This window comes from Arthrobacter nitrophenolicus, assembly GCF_000332815.1.
In the GTDB taxonomy this organism is placed as follows: domain Bacteria; phylum Actinomycetota; class Actinomycetes; order Actinomycetales; family Micrococcaceae; genus Arthrobacter; species Arthrobacter nitrophenolicus.
Genome location: NZ_AOFD01000056.1, coordinates 1 through 20428, shown reverse-complemented (window position 1 = coordinate 20428; position 20428 = coordinate 1). Strand labels below are relative to the sequence as shown.

The 20428-nt window shown below is 65.8% G+C and carries 16 protein-coding genes and 3 pseudogenes; 8 read left to right on the top strand and 11 right to left on the bottom strand.

Annotated features, from left to right (window positions below; genetic code table 11):
- Window positions 1-59 precede the first annotated feature (59 nt).
- The 3 genes and pseudogenes from qcrC (at window position 60) to qcrB (ending at window position 3667) form a co-directional block, all read left to right on the top strand.
- Window positions 60-848, top strand: coding sequence for a cytochrome bc1 complex diheme cytochrome c subunit (gene qcrC / locus G205_RS16775; protein WP_035753546.1), 789 nt, complete (start codon window positions 60-62; stop codon window positions 846-848).
- Between the two features lie 99 nt (window positions 849-947).
- Window positions 948-2021 carry a cytochrome bc1 complex Rieske iron-sulfur subunit gene (qcrA, locus tag G205_RS16770; RefSeq protein WP_009359032.1) on the top strand — a complete coding sequence of 358 codons (1074 nt, stop codon included), beginning with the start codon at window positions 948-950 and terminating at the stop codon, window positions 2019-2021.
- A pseudogene (qcrB, locus tag G205_RS16765) lies at window positions 1999-3667 on the top strand (cytochrome bc1 complex cytochrome b subunit). Before qcrA ends, qcrB begins: the two are co-directional and overlap by 23 nt.
- A 102-nt stretch (window positions 3668-3769) precedes the next feature.
- On the opposite strand, the gene G205_RS16760 reads toward qcrB, so the two are convergent.
- Window positions 3770-4540 (bottom strand): GntR family transcriptional regulator, encoded by a 771-nt coding sequence (locus tag G205_RS16760; protein WP_009359031.1) that lies wholly within the window; start codon window positions 4538-4540, stop codon window positions 3770-3772.
- A gap of 163 nt (window positions 4541-4703) precedes the next feature.
- Here G205_RS16760 and G205_RS16755 point away from each other — a divergent pair, with 163 nt between their 5' ends.
- Complete coding sequence (locus tag G205_RS16755; protein ID WP_009359030.1) at window positions 4704-4997, top strand: HPr family phosphocarrier protein; 294 nt, start codon at window positions 4704-4706, stop codon at window positions 4995-4997.
- Window positions 4998-5106: 109 nt separating this feature from the next.
- Here the strand turns inward: G205_RS16755 and G205_RS16750 are convergent, their stop codons facing one another.
- The 5 genes from G205_RS16750 to G205_RS16730 all read right to left on the bottom strand — a co-directional run bounded on the left by G205_RS16750 (window position 5107) and on the right by G205_RS16730 (window position 10306).
- A complete protein-coding gene (locus tag G205_RS16750) occupies window positions 5107-5508 on the bottom strand; it encodes a cytochrome c oxidase subunit 4 (RefSeq protein WP_009359029.1) in 402 nt (133 codons plus the stop codon).
- Window positions 5505-7232, bottom strand: a complete 1728-nt coding sequence (gene ctaD, locus G205_RS16745) for an aa3-type cytochrome oxidase subunit I (RefSeq protein ID WP_035753543.1) — start codon at window positions 7230-7232, stop codon at window positions 5505-5507. Before ctaD ends, G205_RS16750 begins: the two co-directional genes overlap by 4 nt.
- Before the next feature lie 10 nt (window positions 7233-7242).
- On the bottom strand, window positions 7243-8115 hold the full coding sequence (gene ctaC, locus G205_RS16740; RefSeq protein WP_035753537.1) for an aa3-type cytochrome oxidase subunit II: 873 nt from the start codon (window positions 8113-8115) through the stop codon (window positions 7243-7245).
- Window positions 8116-8299: 184 nt separating this feature from the next.
- On the bottom strand, window positions 8300-8686 hold the full coding sequence (locus tag G205_RS16735) for a HesB/IscA family protein (RefSeq protein WP_009359026.1): 387 nt from the start codon (window positions 8684-8686) through the stop codon (window positions 8300-8302).
- 180 nt (window positions 8687-8866) lie between these two features.
- Window positions 8867-10306, bottom strand: a complete 1440-nt coding sequence (locus G205_RS16730; RefSeq protein WP_009359025.1) for a dipeptidase — start codon at window positions 10304-10306, stop codon at window positions 8867-8869.
- A gap of 90 nt (window positions 10307-10396) precedes the next feature.
- Here G205_RS16730 and G205_RS16725 point away from each other — a divergent pair, with 90 nt between their 5' ends.
- On the top strand, window positions 10397-10999 hold the full coding sequence (locus tag G205_RS16725; protein ID WP_035753534.1) for a DUF3043 domain-containing protein: 603 nt from the start codon (window positions 10397-10399) through the stop codon (window positions 10997-10999).
- Between the two features lie 75 nt (window positions 11000-11074).
- On the opposite strand, the gene G205_RS16720 is transcribed toward G205_RS16725, so the two are convergent.
- Window positions 11075-12145 (bottom strand): quinone-dependent dihydroorotate dehydrogenase, encoded by a 1071-nt coding sequence (locus G205_RS16720; protein ID WP_009359023.1) that lies wholly within the window; start codon window positions 12143-12145, stop codon window positions 11075-11077.
- Between the two features lie 75 nt (window positions 12146-12220).
- Here G205_RS16720 and G205_RS16715 point away from each other — a divergent pair.
- Window positions 12221-13221: pseudogene (locus G205_RS16715) on the top strand (alpha/beta hydrolase).
- A complete protein-coding gene (locus G205_RS16710) occupies window positions 13218-14264 on the top strand; it encodes an alpha/beta hydrolase (protein ID WP_009359022.1) in 1047 nt (348 codons plus the stop codon). Before G205_RS16715 ends, G205_RS16710 begins: the two are co-directional and overlap by 4 nt.
- 4 nt (window positions 14265-14268) lie before the next feature.
- Here the strand turns inward: G205_RS16710 and G205_RS16705 are convergent, their stop codons facing one another.
- From G205_RS16705 to leuA, 3 genes are all read right to left on the bottom strand, one after another.
- Window positions 14269-15114: an isoprenyl transferase gene (locus G205_RS16705; protein ID WP_009359021.1), complete on the bottom strand. Its 846-nt coding sequence runs from the start codon at window positions 15112-15114 to the stop codon at window positions 14269-14271.
- A gap of 2 nt (window positions 15115-15116) precedes the next feature.
- A complete protein-coding gene (recO, locus tag G205_RS16700; protein ID WP_009359020.1) occupies window positions 15117-15869 on the bottom strand; it encodes a DNA repair protein RecO in 753 nt (250 codons plus the stop codon).
- 88 nt (window positions 15870-15957) lie between these two features.
- Window positions 15958-17697 carry a 2-isopropylmalate synthase gene (gene leuA, locus G205_RS16695; protein ID WP_009359019.1) on the bottom strand — a complete coding sequence of 580 codons (1740 nt, stop codon included), beginning with the start codon at window positions 17695-17697 and terminating at the stop codon, window positions 15958-15960.
- 252 nt (window positions 17698-17949) lie between these two features.
- Between leuA and G205_RS16690 the strand changes: the two genes are divergently transcribed.
- Window positions 17950-19902 carry a M13 family metallopeptidase gene (locus G205_RS16690; RefSeq protein WP_009359018.1) on the top strand — a complete coding sequence of 651 codons (1953 nt, stop codon included), beginning with the start codon at window positions 17950-17952 and terminating at the stop codon, window positions 19900-19902.
- A gap of 78 nt (window positions 19903-19980) precedes the next feature.
- On the opposite strand, the pseudogene G205_RS16685 reads toward G205_RS16690, so the two are convergent.
- A pseudogene (locus G205_RS16685) lies at window positions 19981-20428 on the bottom strand (LytR C-terminal domain-containing protein); the annotation flags it as partial.

Here is a 20428-nt window from a genome sequence, read left to right as displayed (position 1 = left end):
GCAGAATTTCAGGTAGCGGCTCCCGGAGCCGGCGCAGGAACGACTAAAGGAACCACCACGTGAAGGCACTCTCACAAAAGCGGCGTCACCCACTTGCAGCAATAGCGCTGCTCCTGATGGGGCTCCTCCTCACGGGTGGGCTGTACGCCGTTGCCACCACCGTCAACGAGGCCAAGGCTTCCACCACCACCTACAGTGCGAACGACGTTGAAGAGGGCGGCAAGCTGTTTGACGCCAACTGCGCCACGTGCCACGGCTTCGGTGCAAGTGGAACCCAGGATGGACCCTCCCTGGTGGGCGTAGGTGCCGCTGCAGTTGACTTCCAGGTTGGCACCGGCCGCATGCCGATGCAGATGAACGGCCCCCAGGCACTCAAGAAGCCTGTCCAGTTCAACGATGAGCAGACCCAGCAGTTGTCAGCGTATGTTGCTTCCCTGGGAGCCGGCCCGGCAGTTCCTGAAGAAGAGCTGCTGGACGAAGGCGGCGACGCCGCCGAGGGTGGCGAGCTGTTCCGCACCAACTGCGCCATGTGCCACAACGCAGCTGCCGCCGGCGGTGCCCTGACAAGGGGCAAGTTCGCTCCGGCCCTGGCCGACGTTTCCGGAAAGCACATCTACGAGGCCATGGTCACCGGCCCGCAGAACATGCCGGTGTTCAGTGACTCAAACATCACCCCCGAGGGCAAGCGCGACATCATCACCTTCCTGAAGCAGATCGAAACCACCGGTTCCCCCGGTGGCGCCGACCTCGGTTCACTGGGTCCGGTCGCAGAAGGCCTGTTTGTCTGGGTCGCCGGCCTCGGTGTCATCATCGCGTTCACCATCTGGCTGACCTCCCGTACGTCCTGACGTCCGGCCCAAGCCCAAGAATTACTGCTGCACCGTCAGCAGATTGATATTAGAAACTAACCCGGCACCCGCCGGGACGAGAGAAGGATGAGGCGAATTATGGGCAACCATAGTGACGGCAGTCCGAACCACTCGGGCACCGTAGCTACGGCTGGTCAGAATGAGGTGGAGAAGTTCCAGGATCCTGGAATTCCCCCGCACCGTTTGCGCCTGGCTGACACGGACCCGAAGGCCGCAAAGCGGGCAGAACGGCAGGTCGCCTTACTATTTGGCATCTCTGTTGTTGGAACCCTGATCTTCCTGGTGGCGTACTTTGCCATCGATCTGGGTGGCGACGAGTCCACCATCGGCACCATCCGGCTCCAGAACATGCTGCTGGGCCTTGGTACCGCGTTCGCGATGCTCGGCATCGGTACCGGCATCGTGCACTGGGCCAAGGCCCTGATGCCCGATCACGAGGTCTCCGAGGAACGCCACGCGATCCGCTACGAAGAGGACCGGAAGGCAGCTGTCCGCATCGTCGACGACATCGTCGAGGAGACCGGCATCAAGCGCCGCCCGCTGATCCGCAACACGCTTCTCGGCGCCGTTGCCCTGGCTCCGCTCCCCGCCGTCGCCATTTTCGGCGACCTGGGCCCGCGCCCGGACAACAAGCTGGCGCACACCATGTGGGCGCCGCAGGACGGCAAGCTCAAGCGCCTCGCCCGCGACCCCGATGGCACCCCCATCAAGGCTGCGGACGTCACCATCGGTTCGGCCTTCCACGTGATTCCCGAAGGGCTGAACGAACTCCACGAGGGCAAGCTCAACGAAAAGGCCAAGGCCGTTGTGCTGCTCATGCGTCTGGATCCTGCCTCGCTGAACCCTTCCGAGGGACGCGAGGACTGGGGTTACAACGGCATCGTTGCCTACTCCAAGATCTGCACCCACGTCGGCTGCCCTGTTGCTCTGTACGAGCAGCAGACGCACCACCTGCTGTGCCCGTGCCACCAGTCCACCTTTGACCTCACGCAGGAGTGCAAGGTGATCTTCGGCCCCGCCAGCCGGCCTCTCCCCCAGCTGCCCATCGCAGTTGACGACGAGGGCTACCTGGTCGCTACCAGCGACTTCAAAGAACCCGTAGGACCAAGTTACTGGGAGCGTGATATGCATGAGCGCAGCATCAACAGCTGAGCCCGCTTTCGTCGCCAAAACCAAGACCGGCCGGTTTACCGACTTCGTCGACTCGCGCGTTGGCGGCTCTGGAATCCTTCGGGAATTCGGCCGCAAGGTTTTCCCGGACCACTGGTCCTTCATGTTCGGCGAAGTTGCCCTCTACTCCTTCGTCATCCTACTGCTCTCGGGCACTTTCCTGACGTTCTTCTTTGATCCGTCCATGGCGGAGACCCACTACGACGGCTCCTACGTCCCCCTCAAGCGTGGAGATGTCGGTGGCCTACAACTCTTCCCTGGATATCTCCTTTGATGTCCGCGGCGGGCTCTTCATGCGCCAGGTACACCACTGGGCGGCACTGCTGTTCGTGGCCTCCATCGCCGTGCACATGCTCCGCGTTTTCTTCACCGGCGCATTCCGCCGGCCGCGCGAAATGAACTGGGTTGTCGGCGGGGTGCTGCTCATCCTGGCCATGGCTGCCGGCTTCACCGGATACTCGCTGCCTGATGACCTGCTGTCCGGCAACGGCCTGCGCATCATCGACGGCGTCATCAAGTCCATCCCGGTCATCGGCACCTACATCTCGTTCTTCCTGTTCGGTGGCGAGTTCCCGGGCACCGCCATCATCGGCCGCCTGTACATGCTGCACATCCTGCTGGTGCCGGCGCTTATCCTGCTCATGATCGTCCTGCACCTGTTCATGGTGGTCGTCCACAAGCACACCCAGTACCCCGGCCCGGGCCGCAACGACAACAACGTTGTGGGCTACCCCCTGGGTCCGGTGTACGCCGCCAAGGCCGGTGGGTTCTTCTTCATCGTCTTCGGTGTCCTGGCCCTGATGGCCGGCTTCTTCACCATCAACCCGATCTGGAACTACGGTCCCTACGATCCCTCCCCCGTTTCCGCCGGTACCCAGCCTGACTGGTACATCGGCTTCGTGGACGGCGCCCTGCGCCTGATGCCGGGTACCTTCGGTGACTGGCAGGTGGAGCAGAACTGGTTCGGCTTCGTCTTCACGTTCAACGTGCTGCTGCCGGCCCTTGTCCCGGCGGGCATCCTGTTCACCGTGATGTTCATGTACCCGTGGATCGAACGCTGGGTTACCAAGGACGACCGCGAGCACCACGTGCTTGACCGTCCCCGCAACGCCCCCACCCGCACCGCGATCGGCATGGCCGGTTTCGTCTGGTACTGCGTGATGTGGGCCGCGGCAGGATCCGACCTCATCGCGACGCACTTCGGTGTCTCGCTGAACGACGTCACGTACTGGCTGCGTGCACTGTTCTTCATCGGCCCGATCATTGCGTTCATCGTCACCAAGCGCGTTGCCCTGGCGCTCCAGCGCAAGGACCGCGAAATCGCACTGCACGGACGTGAGACCGGCCGCATCGTCCGTCTCCCCCACGGTGAGTTCATCGAGGTCCACGCACCGCTGGATGAGTACAAGCGCTACAAGCTGGTGGGCTTCGAGTCACCGGAAGTTATTCCGGCGATTCCGAACGAACACGGCGTGGTGACGCGCAAGGAGAAGCGCCGCGCACTGCTCTCCAAGTGGTTCTTTGAGGACCGCGTTGCTCCGGCAACCCCTGCCGAGCTTGAGGCTGCACACGGCCACGGCCACGCAGCGGTCGAAGCTCCCGAGGAAGCCAAGAGCCTGTCCCACTAGGTTCCACAACAGAAGAGGCCCGGTCCGCATGGACCGGGCCTCTTCTGTTTAACCCCCTGGCAGCACGTTCCGGGGGCTGCTGCGGGCTGGGAAGCGGCGGCTCTAATGGTTGCGGGCCCGCCGCGCTCCCGGACGTTGCAGGGGCACCCAGAGCTTGTACCGGTCCGCCCGGTAGTAGGACACGGAGTAGTCCACCATCGCCCGCGCCACGAACGCGTGCCGCTGGATTTTCAGCAGCGGCGACCCCACCTCAACATTGAGGAGCCGGGCCGTGGAGGGCGATGCGGCCGTCGCCTCGATCATGTCCTCGCCCCACTCCATCACCAGCCCGAACTGCTCGCTGAGGACGTTGTACAGGGACGTGGGAGGTTCGCCGTCCAGGAGTCCGGGGACACGGTGGGCGGGAATGAAGTTTTCATCCACGCTCATGGGCTCCCCGTCCGCCAGGAGCAGCCGGCGGAAGCGGACCAGCGGGGTTCCCTCATCGAGCTGGAGTTCGCGGGCAAGGAATGCACTGGCACCGATCTGCTCGAAACTGAGCACCTTGGCCGCCGGAACCATGCCACGGCGCTGCATCTCCTCGCTGTAGGACGTCAGCTTGACCTGCAGGTCAACTTTGGGCCGGCGGACGAATGTGCCCAGCCCTACCACCCGTTCGATAACCTCCTCGCCGACCAGCGCGTCAATGGCCTGCCGGACGGTCATTCTCGCGAGCCCAAAGCGCTCGGCGAGGTCGCGCTCGGACGGAAGCGCACTGCCGGGAGGGCATGACTCAGCAATGTAGGCCCGCAGGATTTCCCGGAGCTGGATGTAGATGGACGTTCCGCTGGTGCGGTCAATTTCGCCTTTGATGCCCTGAGCGCCCGGCGCCATGGTCTCTCCCTGCCGTCGAATTTCCCCTTCTATGGTAGGTCAGGTCTAGACCAGCCCGGTCCGGCCTAGGTTCTGTTTGGGCGGTGAATGTGTGCGGCCGATATATTTGGTCAGGAAAAATCAGCACCGACGGGTGGGGGCCGTCGCGACGAAGGAGTCCCCTTTGCCAACACACAAGGCCGTGGTTACGGCCTCTGTCGGGCTGCACGCCCGTCCTGCCGCGGTTTTCGTCCGGGCCGTCACCGACACTGGTTTGCCTGTGACCATCGCCAAGGCCGGTATCAGCGGTGTGGACGCCCGGTCGCTGCTCCAGGTGATGGCGGCCGATTTCCACCACGGCTGCGAAGTGGAACTGGGCGTCAATGAAACGGCCCTGAACGGGCCTGCAAGCCATCAGGAAGCCCGCGAGGCCCTGAAGGACCTTGCCGGCCTCCTGGAGTCCCAGGGGGCGCCCTAGCAGCCGCGGGGCCAGGCCCCCTGCACTGCCGCGGCGCGCGCCGGTAACACAAACGACGTCAGGCCCCACCTAAGGTGGGGCCCGACGTCGTACTTATGAAGCTGCTTGCCTAGTGGGCGTGGTCTCCGCGGCTGTACTCGTATACCCAGCCGATGAGTGCCACGACGGCGAGGCCGGCGGCGATGAAGAGGATCCACCATCCGACTGCCAGGCCGAGGAATCCGCCTGCGCAAGCGAGGCCGAGGACCAGCGGCCACCAGCTCCAAGGGCTGAAGTGGCCCTGCTCGCCGGCGCCCTCGTGGATCTCAGCATCGCTGCGGTCCTCGGGGCGGAGTCCGACGCGCTTGCCGGTGAAGCCGAGGTATCCGCCGATCATGCCGGCGAGGCCGCCGACCAGCAGGATACCCAGGATGCCGACCCATTCACCCCAGTTGGTCAGGAAGCCGTATACCAGGGCTACGGGGACGAAGAAGAAGACTCCGGCGCCAAAGATCCAGGATTCGATTTTCACTGTGCGGTGTCCTTCTGGTCGGCGTTGCCCAGGACCTGGGCTGCAGGAGCGGGGGACTCAACGGTGTGCACCTGGCGGAGTTCCGGGTGGTGCAGGTCCAGGGCAGGACGCTCGGAGCGGATGCGAGGCAGCGACGTGAAGTTGTGCCGCGGCGGCGGGCAGGACGTGGCCCACTCGAGCGAGGCCCCGAAGCCCCAGGGATCATCCACCTGGACCTTTTCGGCGTTGCGCCAGGTGATGTACACGTTCCAGAAGAACGGGATGAGCGAGGCACCGAGGACGAAGGACGCAACCGTGGAGAACTGGTTCATCCAAGTGAAGTTGTCCTCCACCAGGTAGTCGGCGTAGCGGCGGGGCATGCCCTCAACGCCCAGCCAGTGCTGGATGAGGAAGGTGCCGTGGAAGCCGAGGAAGAGGAGCCAGAAGTGGATCTTGCCCAGGCGCTCGTTCAGCATCTTGCCGGTCCACTTGGGCCACCAGAAGTAGAACCCGGCGAACATCGCGAACACCACGGTGCCGAACACCACGTAGTGGAAGTGCGCCACCACGAAGTAGGAGTCGGAGACGTGGAAGTCCAGCGGCGGGGAGGCCAGGATGATGCCGGTCAGGCCGCCGAAGAGGAAGGTGATGAGGAAGCCGACGCTCCACAGCATGGGCGTTTCGAACGTCAGCGAGCCGCGCCACATGGTACCGATCCAGTTGAAGAACTTCACGCCGGTGGGCACCGCGATCAGCATGGTCATGAACGCGAAGAACGGCAGCAGCACCGAACCGGTGACGTACATGTGGTGCGCCCACACGGTGACAGACAGGGCGGCGATGGCGATGGTGGCGTAGACGAGGCCCTTGTAGCCGAAGATCGGCTTGCGGCTGAAGACCGGGAAGATCTCCGAAACGATGCCGAAGAACGGCAGCGCGATGATGTACACCTCGGGGTGGCCGAAGAACCAGAACAGGTGCTGCCACAGGACGGCGCCGCCGTTCTCCGGGTCGAAGATGTGGGCACCGAAGCGGCGGTCCGCACCGAGCGCGAACAGCGCTGCAGCCAGCGGCGGGAAGGCCATGAGGACCAGGATGGCCGTGACCAGCGTGTTCCAGGTGAAGATCGGCATCCGCCACATGGTCATGCCGGGGGCGCGCATGCAGATGATGGTAGTGATGAAGTTGACGGCGCCCAGGATGGTGCCGAAACCGGACAGCGCCAGGCCGAAGACCCACAGGTCACCGCCGATGCCGGGGCTGAATGTGGTGTTGGACAGCGGCGCGTAGGCGAACCAGCCAAAGGAGGCGGCGCCCTGCGGGGTGATGAAGCCCGAGACGGCAATGGTGGAGCCGAACAGGAAGAACCAGAACGCCAGGGCGTTAAGGCGCGGGAACGCGACGTCGGGTGCACCGATCTGCAGCGGCATGATGACGTTTGCGAACCCGGCGAACAGCGGGGTGGCGAACATCAGGAGCATCACGGTGCCGTGCATGGTGAACAGCTGGTTGTACTGCTCCTTGGTCTGCAGGATCTGCATGCCGGGCTCGAAGAGTTCGGCACGGATGAGCAGCGCCATCACGCCGCCCAGGCAGAAGAACACGAAGGACGCGATCAGGTACATGTACCCGATGGTCTTGTGGTCGGTGGAGGTGATCCAGTTGACGACAATGCGCCCCTTGGACTTGGGAACCACGGGAGCCGGCAGGACTCCGGTGGGTGCGGATTGAGTGTACGTAGCCACGTCGCTCCCCTTACTTAATTTCGTTCAGGTTCGGGTTGCGGTCGTACTCCACACCGAGGAGGCCCGTGTTGCCCGCAGCCTTCAGGTTGTCCATGTGGGCCTGGAATTCAGCCTCGGACACCACCTTCACGCGGAACAGCATTTCGGAGTGGTACTCGCCGCAGAGTTCGGCGCACTTGCCGTCGTAGGTGCCCTCTTTAGTGGGGGTAAACCGGATGTAGTTGGTCTTGCCGGGGATCATGTCGCGCTTCTGCAGGAAGGCGGGAACCCAGAAGGAGTGGATGACGTCGCGTGCGTTCAGTTCCAGGTCAACGGACTTGTTCACCGGCAGGTATAGGGTGGGGAGCTGTTCCTTGTCGATCGTGTTGCCGGTCAGGTGCGCCTGGACCCCGGCCTCGTGGACGTCTTCTTCGATGACGTCGCCGGCCTTGTAGTTGAAGTCCCACGCCCACTGCTTGCCGCGGACGTCAACGACGACGTCGGCGGGCTGGGAGCGGTCATCGATGGCCTGCTGGTCGCGGTCGGTGAAGTAGAAGAACACCAGGACCATGAACAGCGGGATGGTGAGGTAGAAGACTTCCAGGGGAAGGTTGAAGCTGGTCTGCCGCGGGAACCCGACAGTGCCCTTGCGGCGGCGGTAGGCCACGATGCACCAAACGATCAGTCCCCAGGTAATGATGCCCACAACCAGGGCGGCAATCCATGAGTTGACCCAGAGGTCCATGATGCGGTCGGTGTTGCTGGTGGTGCCACGTTCAGTGGGCAGCCACCCCTTCTCTACCTCTGGCGAACATCCGGTCAAAACCAACGCGCCGGCAATAGCCAAGCCAGTGATCGTAGTGATCGTTTTGCGTCGGCTGCCGGTTCGGTTCTGCGAACTCACAGACGGCCCTTCCTACTTGTTGCTGTTGTCCGGGCGCACATCGGCGCCCCGGGCACACTAAAAGTTTTACTACTCGGTGTAGAGCTTACCGCTCCCCCGGGCATTTCGCCCACATGTCGGCGCGTGCCTCCAACCAATGTTCATGGCAGGGGGCACGGCGCCGGCATCAGGCGAAACAACCGGCTTAGTGGAAGGAATCTCCACAGGCGCAGGAGCCACCGGCATTGGGGTTATCGATGGTGAAGCCCTGCTTTGAAATGGTGTCCTCGAAGTCGATGCTTGCACCGCTGAGGTACGGGACGCTCATCTTGTCCACGACGACCTCGACGCCGTCGAAGTCGCGGACGGCGTCTCCGTCGAGGAGGCGCTCGTCAAAGTAGAGCTGGTAGATCAGTCCTGAGCAGCCGCCGGGCTGCACGGCAACCCGAAGGCGCAGATCCGTACGGCCTTCCTGCTCGAGAAGACTGCGGACCTTGCCTGCTGCGACGTCGGTCAGGTTGACCTCATGAACCGGCAGCTCGCCGGCAGCGCTGGTGGTTTCGGTGCTGTTCTCATTGGTTGCGGTGCTCATTGGCCTACCTTCTTAGGACGGGTCCTGGCGGCTCCGCCTTGGCGGTGCCAGCCCCTACGGATTGGGGTATGGGCTATAGCTACATGCTACGCGGGACAGCCCTGTAGCTCTAACTCCTGACGTAACCATGCAAGGCCGCCGCTTGTTCCCTGTGCGCCGTTTTCACTCCCGTTGGCCCCGTCATCCCTGGCTGTTCAGCCGCACGAGCATCAGCGCCTCGGCCAGGATGGCCTTCCGGAAGTCGCCGAGGTGGAGGGATTCGTTGGCGCTGTGGGCGCGGGAGTCCGGATCCTCCACGCCCGTCACCAGGATCTGGGCGTCCGGATAAAGCTCCAGCAGGTCCGCGATGAAGGGGATGGAACCGCCGATGCCGGTTTTGACGGCCGGGACACCCCATGCCTCGCCGAGGGCCCACATGGCCACCTTGGCGGCCGGTGAGGAGGTGTCGGTCTGGAAGGGGTTGCCGCTCTCCCCCGGGGTGAAGATGATCCTGGCACCGAAAGGTGCGTGGGCCTCGACGTGCCGGCGCACCGCGTCCATGGCGGCCGCGGGATCCTGGCCGGGGGCGAGCCGAAGGCTGAACTTGGCACGGGCCCGTGGCAGCAGCGTGTTGGATGCGACCGCTACCGCAGGGGCATCGATACCGATGATCGACAGGGCCGGTTTCGTCCACAGGCGCGAGGCGATGCTGCCCGAACCGGCGAGCCGGACGCCGTCGAGCACGGAGGCATCGGCGCGGTAGTCGGCTTCGGGCAGGTCCACCGTTGCCTGGTCCGTGGCAACGAGGCCGTCGATGGCGACGTTGCCCTCGGCGTCGTGGAATGTCGCGATCAGGCGGGCCAGCAGCGTGGGCGCGTCCAGCACGGGGCCGCCGTACATGCCGGAGTGCACCGCGTGTTCGAGCACCTGGACCTCAACGGTGCCGTCCACGAGCCCCCGGAGGCTGGTGGTGAGGGCGGGAACGCCCACTTTCCAGTTGCTCGAATCGGCGACGACGATGACGTCGGCCCGCAGCAACTCCCGGTGGGCTTCGAGGAAGGGACGGAAGGTGGGTGATCCGGCCTCCTCCTCCCCTTCAAAGAAGAAGGTCACACCGAGGCCCAGCGCGTCACCGAGGACCTCGGACACCGCGGCGTAAGCGGCGATGTGGGCCATGATGCCGGCCTTGTCATCCGCCGCGCCCCGCCCGTAGAGGCGCCCGTCCTTCTCCACTGCGGTGAAGGGCTGCGTCTCCCAGAGCGCTTCGTCTCCGGCCGGCTGGACGTCGTGGTGGGCATAGAGCAGGATGGTGGGCTTGCCCTCGGCGGCCGGACGGCGGGCGACGACGGCCGGACCGCCGGGAGTCCCGTCCTCCTTCGGGCAAGCGAGGACCTGTACCGGGTCCAGGCCTGCAGCGCGGAGCAGTTCAGCGACTGCTTCGGCGCTGCGTTCCAGCGGCGCACGCTCGAAGCTTGGCCAGGCGATGCCCGGGATGGCGACGAGTTCCTTGAGCCGGGCCAGGGTCCGGTCAAAGGTGCTGTCGATTGACGCGCGGAGTTCTTCCGTAACATTCTGGCCTGCCTGGCCCGGGGTGGCGGGACGGGCAGGGTTGGTAGGAGCAGCCTGGGGTGATGAAGTCATGGCGAAAACATTACCCGCGTCACATCTGGCCCTGCGGCAGCCCGGACCCGGAGGGCGGCCTGCACCGGCCTGCAAGGGTATTCTGTTCTGGTGTTCGGACGTAAAAAGGAAGCGCCCTCGGCGCAGGAATCAGTAGACCGGCAGGCGGCAGACGCTGCGGCGCAGCCTAACAGTGTTGTTGGCAAGGGAGCTCCAACCCCAACCCGCAAGGCCCAGGAAGCAGCGCGCAAGCGCCCGCTGGTGCCGGAGGACCGCAAGGCGTCCAAGGCCGCAGAGCGGCAGGCGATCCAGGACCAGCGGCAGAAAATGCGCCAGGCGCTGGACACCGGTGACGAGAGGTTCCTCCCCCTGCGGGACAAGGGACCGCAGAAGCGGTTCGCCCGCGATTACGTGGATGCCCGCTTCAGCCTCGGCGAATACCTCATGTTCGGTGCGCTGGTCTTTGTCCTGGTGTCCCTGGTGGTGCCTGCTTCCAGCGACCTGATGATCTACGTCCTGGGTGGGTTCTGGGTCATGTTCCTGGCCGTGTTCCTGGACGTCTTCATCCTGTCCCGCAAACTCCGCAAGCGGCTCACGGAGAAGTTCGGGGACGTGGAGCGCGGCACCGTCTGGTACGGGTCCATGCGCTCCCTGCAGTTCCGCAAACTGCGCCTTCCCAAGCCCCAGGTCAAGCGCGGCCAGTACCCGGCCTGAGTTAGCGGCACCAACTGCAGCAACAGCAAACCCCGGCGGGATGACCCGCCGGGGTTTGCCGGTTTAAGGAGGTCGCTACGGGCGGCGTTTCTTGGCCAAAGCGCGGTTGATCCGGGCCGCCCAGAACGGGCCTTCGTAGAGGAATGCGGTGTAGCCCTGGACGAGTGTTGCCCCGGCATCGAGCCTGTCCTGGACATCCTGTGCTGTTTCGACGCCGCCCACAGCCACGAGCGTCAGGGCATCCCCGGTTGCCAGCTTCAGGCGCCGCAGCACCTCGAGCGACCGCTGCTTCAGGGGTGCACCCGAGAGACCGCCGGCTCCGCATTTTTCGACCTCGGCGGCCGGGGAGGTGAGACCGGTCCGGGCGATGGTGGTATTGGTGGCGATGATGCCGTCCAGCTTGAGGTCCAGCGCCAGCCGGGCGACGTCGTCGATATCCTCGTCGCTGAGGTCGGGGGCGATCTTCACCAGCAGGGGCACGTGCCGCCCGGCGGCCCGGTCCGCCTCCTCCCCTACCGCGGTGAGCAACGGGCGGAGGGTCTCCACGTCCTGGAGCAGCCGCAGTCCGGGCGTGTTCGGGGAACTGACGTTGACCACCAGGTAGTCGGCGGCAGGGGCCAGGCTGCGGGCACTGACCAGGTAGTCGTCCACGGCGTCGGCGAGTTCCACGACCTTGGTCTTGCCGATGTTGACGCCAATGACGGGACGGACGCCTGTGTGCGTCCGCTGCAGGGCGGCACGGGCGGCCTTCAGGCGGGGGGCGACGGCGGCGGCGCCGTCATTGTTGAATCCCATCCGGTTGATCACGGCGCGGTCCTGCACCAGCCGGAACAGCCGCGGCTTCTCGTTGCCGGGCTGGGCCTGCCCCGTGATGGTGCCAACTTCCACGTGGCCGAACCCCAGCTCGGAGAGGGCCTCGATGCCAAGTCCTTCCTTGTCGAAACCCGCGGCGAGCCCGAACGGCGACGGGAAGGTCACGCCAAAAGCCGTGGTCTGCAGCGACGGCGCCGGAGCCGTCAGTTTCTGCAGGATTTTTCCGGCGCCGGAAGCATGCGCGAGCCGGATGCCCTTGAAACCGATTTTGTGGGCGCGCTCGGCGTCCATCCATGAAAAGGCCAGCCTGAAAAAAGTGGGGTAAACGCGCATGCCTCCAGTCTTCCGTCTCGGACTGCCTGTTCCAAAATCACGCGGAGCGGATGCGGTGCGCATTAGCATGAATCCATGGGCTGGCAGCAGGACATCCTGGGTGAGGAGTTCGAATCCCTTGCCTTCACTGCGGCAGGCCCCGACGGCGTCGAACGGACCGCCACCCTGGTCCGATTCCGCCCTGCAGGGGACGGTTCCGCCCCGTCCCGGGCGCCGCGCCGGGCCGTCCTCTTCCTCCACGGCTGGAGCGACTACTTCTTCAACGTGGACCTGGCACGGTTCTGGCAGGAGGCGGGCTACGACTTCTACGCGCTGGACATGCACAACCATGGCCGAAGCCTGCGGCCCGAGTATCCGGGCGGATATGTATCGGACCTGGCCGACTATGACGCCGAAATCGAAGAGGCCCTCCGGCTGATCAGCCGGGAGGGCGGGGCCGGGCCTGTGACCCTGATGGGTCATTCCACCGGCGGCCTGGTGGCCGTGCTGTGGGCCAGCAGGCGGCCCGGGACAGTGTCCCACCTGGTCCTGAACAGCCCCTGGCTGGAAATGCACGGCAGCAGCCTGGTGCGCCGGGCAGCCTCCGGCATGGTGGGCCCGGTGGCACGGCTCCGCCCCGAAGCGGTGTTGCGGCTGCCCGAGCGCGGCTTCTACTGGCGCACGATCAGCAGCGCGGCTGAAGGAGAGTGGCCGCTCGATGAGCGGTACCGGCCGCCCATGGCCTTTCCGGTCCGCGCCGGCTGGCTCAGCGCAGTGCTGGCGGGGCACGCCAAGGTGGCGCGCGGTTGAACATCGAGGTGCCCATCCTGGTCCTGCTCTCCCGCGGCAGCGCGAACGGGCTGTTCTGGTCTGAGGAGATGCGGCGCACGGATGCGGTCCTTGATGTCAACACCATCAGCGCCCGGGCCCTCACCCTCGGCCGGACGGTGACGATCGAACGGATCGACGGCGCGCTGCACGACGTCTTCCTCTCGCCTGCCGCGGTGCGTGCGGACGCCTACGCCCGGCTGGCCCGCTGGCTGTCCGCCTATGGCGGCGATCCCCTTCCGCCCGCCCCGGCCGGGCCGCATCCATGACGGCCGAGTATTCCGCTGTCGGGGAACGCAGCGGCGAATGGACCGCGGACATCCTTGGTCCCCCGTACCAGCAGCGAACGTTGCCGCTTGCACCGGATGAGGAGGGCGACGTCGTCGCAACCCTCGTGCGGTGCGCGGTCCCGGCGGTGAGGCCGTCCCCCGCGGGCGGGGCTGCCCGGATGGACGCGGTCCTTTACGTGCACGGCTGGGCGGACTACTTCCTGCAGACGGAAGCGGCCGAATACCTTACCCGTGCAGGGTTCCCCTTCTACGCCGTGGACCTGCGTAAATTTGGGCGCAGCCTCCGTTCCTGGCAGACCCCCGGGTACACCAGCGACCTTGCCGTGTACGACGAGGACCTGGCGGCGGCAATCCAGGCGGTCAGGGACGACGTGGCAGAGAAGGCAGGCCCCGGCGTCACGCCGACCGTCCACCTGCTGGGCCATTCGCTGGGTGGCCTCATCGCGGCCTTGTGGGCTGACCGGAACCCGAAGGCTTTGGGCACCCTGATCCTGAATGCCCCGTGGCTCGAACTGCAGGGCAGCAGCTTCCTCCGCAGCCTGGCCACCTATCTGGTGGACCCGCTCTCCAAGAGCAACCCGCTCTACCCGTTCCGGCTTCCGGACATGCCGGGCTACTGGCAAAGCGTGAGCAAGGAAGCACACGGGGAATGGAACCTTGACCCGGTGTGGCGGCCCATGGCCTCATTTCCGATCAGGGCAGGGTGGGCACGTGCGGTGCTTGCCGGCCACGCCGCAGTGGAGCGCCGCCTGGATATCCAGGCGCCCGCGCTTGTGCTGCTGTCCGACCGTACCCACATCCAGCTCGAATGGTCTGCGGAGATGATGACGGCGGATGCGGTCATCGACGTCGAGGAGACAGCCCGGCGTGCCCTGGGCCTGGGCCGGCGGGTGGCTGTCTTCCGCTACCCGGGTGCCATCCACGACATCCTGCTGTCCCGCCGGGCAGTGCGGGAGGAGGCCTACCGGGACCTCGCCGCGTGGCTCAGCGGCTATCCTGCCGAGGGCAGCCCTGGACTTTGAGCGTTCAAGCCTGGTCCTGGCGGATGGCGTCCGCCGGCCGCGCCGCATCCACGGCTCCGCCGTAGCGGCGGTCCCGCTGCGCGTACTCTTCCACGGCTGCCCACAGCGTGCGCCGGTCCACGTCCGGCCACAGCGTGTCCATGAAGACAAACTCGGCGTACGCGGACTGCCACAGCATGAAGTTGGACAGCCGCTGCTCCCCGGAGCTGCGGAGGAAGAGGTCCACGTCCGGAAGGTCCGGCTCGTCCAAGTACTTCTGGATGGTCCGTTCGCTGATGGCGCCCGGCTTCAACCGGCCGGCGGCGACGTCGGCCGCGATGGCGGACACGGCATCGGTGATTTCGGCGCGGCCGCCGTAATTAACACACATGGTCAACGTGCACGTGCTGTTGGCGGCGGTGAATTCCTCGGCCTCCTCGAGTTCCCGGATGACGGATCCCCAGAGTTTGGGCCGCCGCCCGGACCAGCGGACCCGCACCCCCCACTCGTCCAGCTGGTTCCGCTGGCGCCGCAGCACATCCTTGTTAAATCCCATCAGGAAGCGGACTTCCTCCGGTGACCGCCGCCAGTTCTCGGTGGAGAAGGCGTAGACGCTGACGTATTCGATGCCCAGCTCGATGGCGCCGGCCATGACGTCCAGCAGCGCCGGTTCGCCGGCCTTGTGGCCCTCGATGCGCGGCAGTCCGCGCTGGTTCGCCCAGCGGCCGTTGCCGTCCATGACGATGGCGACGTGGCGGGGGATGAATTCCGCCGGAATGGACGGCGCCACGGCCCCGGAAGGGTGTGGGTACGGCGCCACCACCGGGCGGGTCCGCTTGCGGGCTGCGTTGTTCTTTTTTCCCAGGGCCACTATCAGCTTCGCTCCACATGTTTGAGGGATTTGAGGACTCGTTCGAGGTGCCACTGCAGGTAGGCCGCGACCAGGCCCGCAGCCTCCTTGCGGTGTACCGGCAGGGATGCATCCGCCGTGCTCCAGTCGCCCGTCAGCAGCGCTGCGAGCAGGACGACGGTTTCGGGGGCCGGTGCCGGCGAGCCGGGAGGCCGGCACTCGTTGCAGACCATCCCGCCCAGTGGGGCCGCGAAAGCGGTGTGGGGTCCCGGCAGTCCGCAGCGGGCACACTCGGTAAAGCTTGGCGCCCAGCCGCCGGTGGCCAGAGCCCGCAGCAGGTAGGAATCGAGGATCAGGCCGGGCGCGTGTTCATCCCGGCTGAGGGCGGCCAGTGCGCCGACCAGCAGGTTGTACTGGGCTGTGCCGGATTCACCGTCCACGTCGGTCAGCTTTTCGGCGGTTTCGGTCATGGCCGCCGCAACCGTGTACCGGCCGTAATCGGCCGCGATGCTCCCGCCATAGGCGCCCTTGGCCACGGCCTGGGTGACGATGTCCAGGGTGCGTCCCGAGACCAGCTGGAGATCTGCCACCATGAACGGTTCCAGCCTCGCCCCGAACCGGCTGCTGGTGCGCCGCACACCCTTGGCCACCGCGCGCACCTGGCCGTGGTGCTTGGTCAGGAGGGTGATGATGCGGTCCGCCTCGCCCAGCTTGTGCGTGCGGAGCACGACGGCGTCATCCCGGTATGCGCGGGAGGCGAAAGAGTGTTGGGCCACGCTTTATCTTCCCATCCTCTAGGCTTCCCATCCCACCGGACACAGCTGTGCCGCCGGGTGGATGTCCCGGCGGCACGGCTCGCAGTTGTCAGGCCTGGGCGTCCCTGATGGCGCGGTTCACGGCGGAGATGACGGCCTTCAGGGCGGACATGCTGGTGTTGGCGTCGATCCCCACGCCCCACAGGACCCGCTCCCCCACTGCCGCCTCGACGTACGCGGCGGCCAGGGCGTTGCCGCCCTCGGAGAGTGCGTGCTCGCTGTAGTCCAGGACGCGGACGTCCACGCCGTCCTCATGCAGGATGCCCAGCAGCGCGGCGATGGGCCCGTTGCCGGTGCCGGTGCGGCTGACCTGCACACCGTCGATGGTGAGGGCGGCGTGCAGGGTCATGCCGCCGTCGTCGTCCGTTTCGGTCTTGACGGCGCCGAGCGCGTAGCGGCCCCACTGCGCATCAGCCTTGCCGGAGGGCAGGTACTCGTCCTGGAAGATCTGCCACAGCTGTGCGCCGCTGACCTCGCCGCCCACGGTGTCGGTGCGGCGCTGGATGACGCCGGAGAACTCGATCTGCGCGCGGCGCGGCAGGTCCAGGCTGTGCTCGTTCTTGAGCAGGTAGGCCACGCCTCCCTTGCCGGACTGGGAGTTCACGCGGATGACGGCCTCGTAGCTGCGGCCCAGGTCCTTGGGGTCGATGGGCAGGTACGGAACCTGCCAGGTGAAGTCCGCAACGTCCTTTCCGGCGGCGGCAGCGTCGCGTTCCAGGGCCTCAAAGCCCTTCTTGATGGCGTCCTGGTGCGAGCCGGAGAAGGCGGTGAAGACAAGGTCGCCGCCATACGGGGACCGTTCCGGGACGGGCAGCTGGTTGCAGTACTCAACGGTCCGGCGGATGTCGTCGATGTTGGAGAAGTCGATCATGGGATCGATGCCCTGGACGAGCAGGTTCAGGCCCAGCGTGACCAGGTCCACGTTGCCGGTCCGCTCGCCGTTGCCGAAGAGGCAGCCCTCGATCCGGTCCGCGCCCGCCATGTATCCCAGTTCGGCGGCGGCGACGCCGGTGCCGCGGTCGTTGTGCGGGTGCAGGGACAGGATGATGCCTTCGCGGGGGTGCAGGTGGCGGCTCATCCACTCGATGGAGTCCGCGTACACGTTGGGCGTGGCCATTTCCACGGTGGCGGGCAGGTTGATGATGACCTGCCGGTCGGCGGACGCCTCGAAGACGTCGGCGACGGCGTTGCACACCCGGACGGCGTACTCGAGCTCTGTCCCGGTGAAGGATTCCGGCGAGTATTCGTAGGTGACGTGGGTATCGCCGAGGGTTTCCTCGTACTTCTTGCACAGCCGTGCACCCTGCAGCGCGATGTCCAGGATGCCGTCTTCGTCCTGGTTGAAGACCACGCGGCGCTGCAGGACCGAGGTGGAGTTGTACAGGTGGACGATCGCCTGCTTGGCGCCGACCAGGGATTCGTACGTGCGCTCGATCAGGTGCTCACGGGCCTGGGTCAGCACCTGGATCGTGACATCGTCCGGGATGTGGTTGCCCTCGATCAGCTGGCGGACAAAGTCGAAGTCGGTCTGGGATGCGGACGGGAAGCCGACCTCGATTTCCTTGTAGCCCATACGGACCAGCAGGTCGAACATCTTCATCTTGCGGGCCGGGCTCATGGGGTCGATCAGGGCCTGGTTCCCGTCGCGCAGGTCGACAGCGCACCAGCGGGGAGCCTTGGTGATGACCTTGTCCGGCCAGGTGCGGTCCGGCAGTTCGACCTTGATCAGGTCCTGGAACGGCGTGTACCGGTGGGCGGGCATTCCGGAGGGCTTTTGTGCGTTTCGCATTACGTGGGGCCTTTTCTGGAGATCTTCATTGAAAGGGTGGCCGGGCAACACAAACTCCGCAGCGAGGGGTGGCCTTGCGCTAGATCGCGTCTGGGGCCTCGCCGCGGCAGCTAAGGAGAAGGAGCTCTGCACGCACATTCTGAGCCTAGCACGCGTGCGTAAGATGAAAGGGCACTACCGTCCGCAAAGTCCACCATGCAGACCTCCCCGGCGCTGGAGCCCGGATGCAGGGCCTGCAGCAAAGGAGTTTCAGTGCCCATTTCGGGGATCGACCTGTCCACCATAGATCACACGGTCCGGCCGCAGGATGACCTGTACCAGCACGTTAACGGCGCCTGGCTGAAGGCCACGGAAATTCCCGACGACCGCCCCCTCGAGGGCACATTCACCGCCTTGCGGGACGGTTCCGAAATTGCCGTCCGCGACATCATCGAGGAAGCGGCAGCCAAAGCGGGTTCGGCCAGCGGGATCGAGCGCAAGATTGGCGGCCTCTACAGCAGCTTCATGGATGAGGAGACCGTGGAGGCCAAGGGGATGGAACCCATCCGCCAGCGGCTTGCGGACGTCTTCGCCACGGCCTCCACCGCCGACCTCATAGCACTGGCGGGGCGGCTGTTCCGCTCCGACGTGGGCGGCCTCTTCTACATCTATCCGGCCCCGGACGCCGGGAATCCGGACCGGGTCCTGCTCTACACCGGCCAGGGCGGCCTGGGTCTTCCGGACGAGTCCTACTACCGGGAGGACAAGTTCGCTCCCATGGTGTCCGCGTACCGGTCGCATGTGCAGGCCATGTTCGGCCTTGCCGGCGTGGCGGACGCGGAAGCCGCGGCCGGGCGGGTAGTGGAGCTCGAAACGAAGCTCGCGTCGCACCACTGGGACAACGTCACCCTGCGGAACCCGCAGAAGACCTACAACCTGAAGACCGCGGACGAAGCGTCGGCCCTGTTCCCGCACCTTGCCACCTGGTTTGAGGCGGCGGGCATCGACGGCGACAAGCGGCAGGAGATCGTGGTGAGCACGCCGCCGTTCTTCGAAGGCGCAGCCGGGCTACTGGAATCAGAACCGTTGTCCGTGTGGCAGGAATGGCTTGCCATGCGCGTGATCAGTGCCGCGGCACCGTACCTGTCAGCAGCCTTCGTTGACGCGAACTTCGCGTTCTACGGCACCACCATCAGCGGCACGCCCCGTAACAAGGACCGGTGGAAGCGCGGCGTGGGCGTGGTGGAGGCCGCCCTGGGCGAAGCCGTGGGCCAGATCTACGTGGCCCGGCACTTCCCGGAAACCCACAAGGCCCGGATGCAGACGCTCGTTGCGAATCTCATCGAGGCCTACCGCCGCAGCATCACCGGGGTGGGCTGGATGGGTGAGGCCACCAAGGCCGAAGCGCTGCGGAAGCTCGAAGGCTTCCGGGCAAAGATCGGCTTCCCTGATGAATGGATCGACTATTCCGCCGTGGAGATCGATCCTGCCGACCTGCTGGGCAACGTGGAGCGGGCGCACAACGCCGACGTCGACCGCCACCTTGATGAGGTGGGCAAGCCGGTGGACCGCAACAAGTGGCTGATGACCCCGCAGACGGTCAATGCCTATTACCACCCGATGATGAACGAGATCGTGTTCCCGGCCGCGATCCTGCAGCCGCCATTCTTCACCGCCGAGGCCGACGACGCCGTCAATTACGGGGGCATCGGTGCGGTGATCGGCCACGAGATCGGTCACGGCTTCGATGACCAGGGTTCGCAGTTCGACGGCGGCGGCGCCCTCCGGAACTGGTGGACGGACGAGGACCGGCAGGCGTTCGAACAGCTCACGGCCAAGCTGGTGGCACAGTACGATGCGTTGTCGCCGTCGGCTGCTCCGGGGCATTTCGTCAACGGACGGCTCACCCTGGGCGAGAACATCGGCGACCTGGCGGGACTAGCCATCGCGTACAAGGCTTACCTGATCAGCCTGGACGGCAAGGAACCGGAAGTCCTGGACGGGCTCACCGGCGCGCAGCGCTTCTTCGCCTCGTGGGCAGCCGGATGGCGCCAGGTGATCCGGCAGGAAGAGGCCGTCCGCCGGCTCGCCACCGACCCCCACTCCCCCAACGAGTTCAGGACGAACGCGATCGCGAAAAACCTGGACGCCTTCCACGAGGCCTTCGACGTCACCGAAGAGGACGGCATGTGGATGCCGCCGGCGGAGCGGGTCAGCATCTGGTAGCTGTCCCGGACCTTGCCCTTAACTGGAAGCGGGGCGCCACCCTTTGGGGTGGCGCCCCGCTTTCGGTTCGCGGACGCTCTACTCCTGGACGATCAGGTACGGGTTGGCCTGCTGGCATGTGGCGTCGCCGGCCGTCTGGTTCACGATATCCTCGGGCAGCGCGGCCCCTGCCCCGGTCCCGTAGGTGGTGCCCGAGGCGAAGTCCGTGCCGAGGTAGACCTGCACTCCTGAGACGCCAGGGGCGGGAACCAGCTGGCCCGCGGGGATGCCCAGCAGTGCCGCGACGTCGGCGGCAACATCGGCGAAGTCGGAACCGTAGTAGACCACGGATTGCTCCACGGCTGTGCTTTCGAACTGGGCGGCCTGGGTAAATCCGCCGGAGACCAGGGCCTGCACGATTTCCTGCGCACGGCCGGGCACGCCGCTGCCGTTGGCCACCGTCACCGGCTGCAGGGCCTTGTCGTAGCGGGCGGCGCCGGAACCGTTTCGGTGGGGGCGGGCGACGGCGGGGCCGTTTCCCCGGGCG

Coding starts and splice junctions, on each gene's coding strand:
- qcrA (WP_009359032.1), top strand. CDS start 948: ATGGGCAACCATAGTGACGGCAGTCCGAACCACTCGGGCACCGTAGCT.
- G205_RS16760 (WP_009359031.1), bottom strand. CDS start 4,540: ATGGCGCCGGGCGCTCAGGGCATCAAAGGCGAAATTGACCGCACCAGC.
- G205_RS16735 (WP_009359026.1), bottom strand. CDS start 8,686: ATGAGCACCGCAACCAATGAGAACAGCACCGAAACCACCAGCGCTGCC.
- G205_RS16730 (WP_009359025.1), bottom strand. CDS start 10,306: ATGACTTCATCACCCCAGGCTGCTCCTACCAACCCTGCCCGTCCCGCC.
- G205_RS16720 (WP_009359023.1), bottom strand. CDS start 12,145: ATGCGCGTTTACCCCACTTTTTTCAGGCTGGCCTTTTCATGGATGGAC.
- G205_RS16710 (WP_009359022.1), top strand. CDS start 13,218: ATGACGGCCGAGTATTCCGCTGTCGGGGAACGCAGCGGCGAATGGACC.
- leuA (WP_009359019.1), bottom strand. CDS start 17,697: ATGCGAAACGCACAAAAGCCCTCCGGAATGCCCGCCCACCGGTACACG.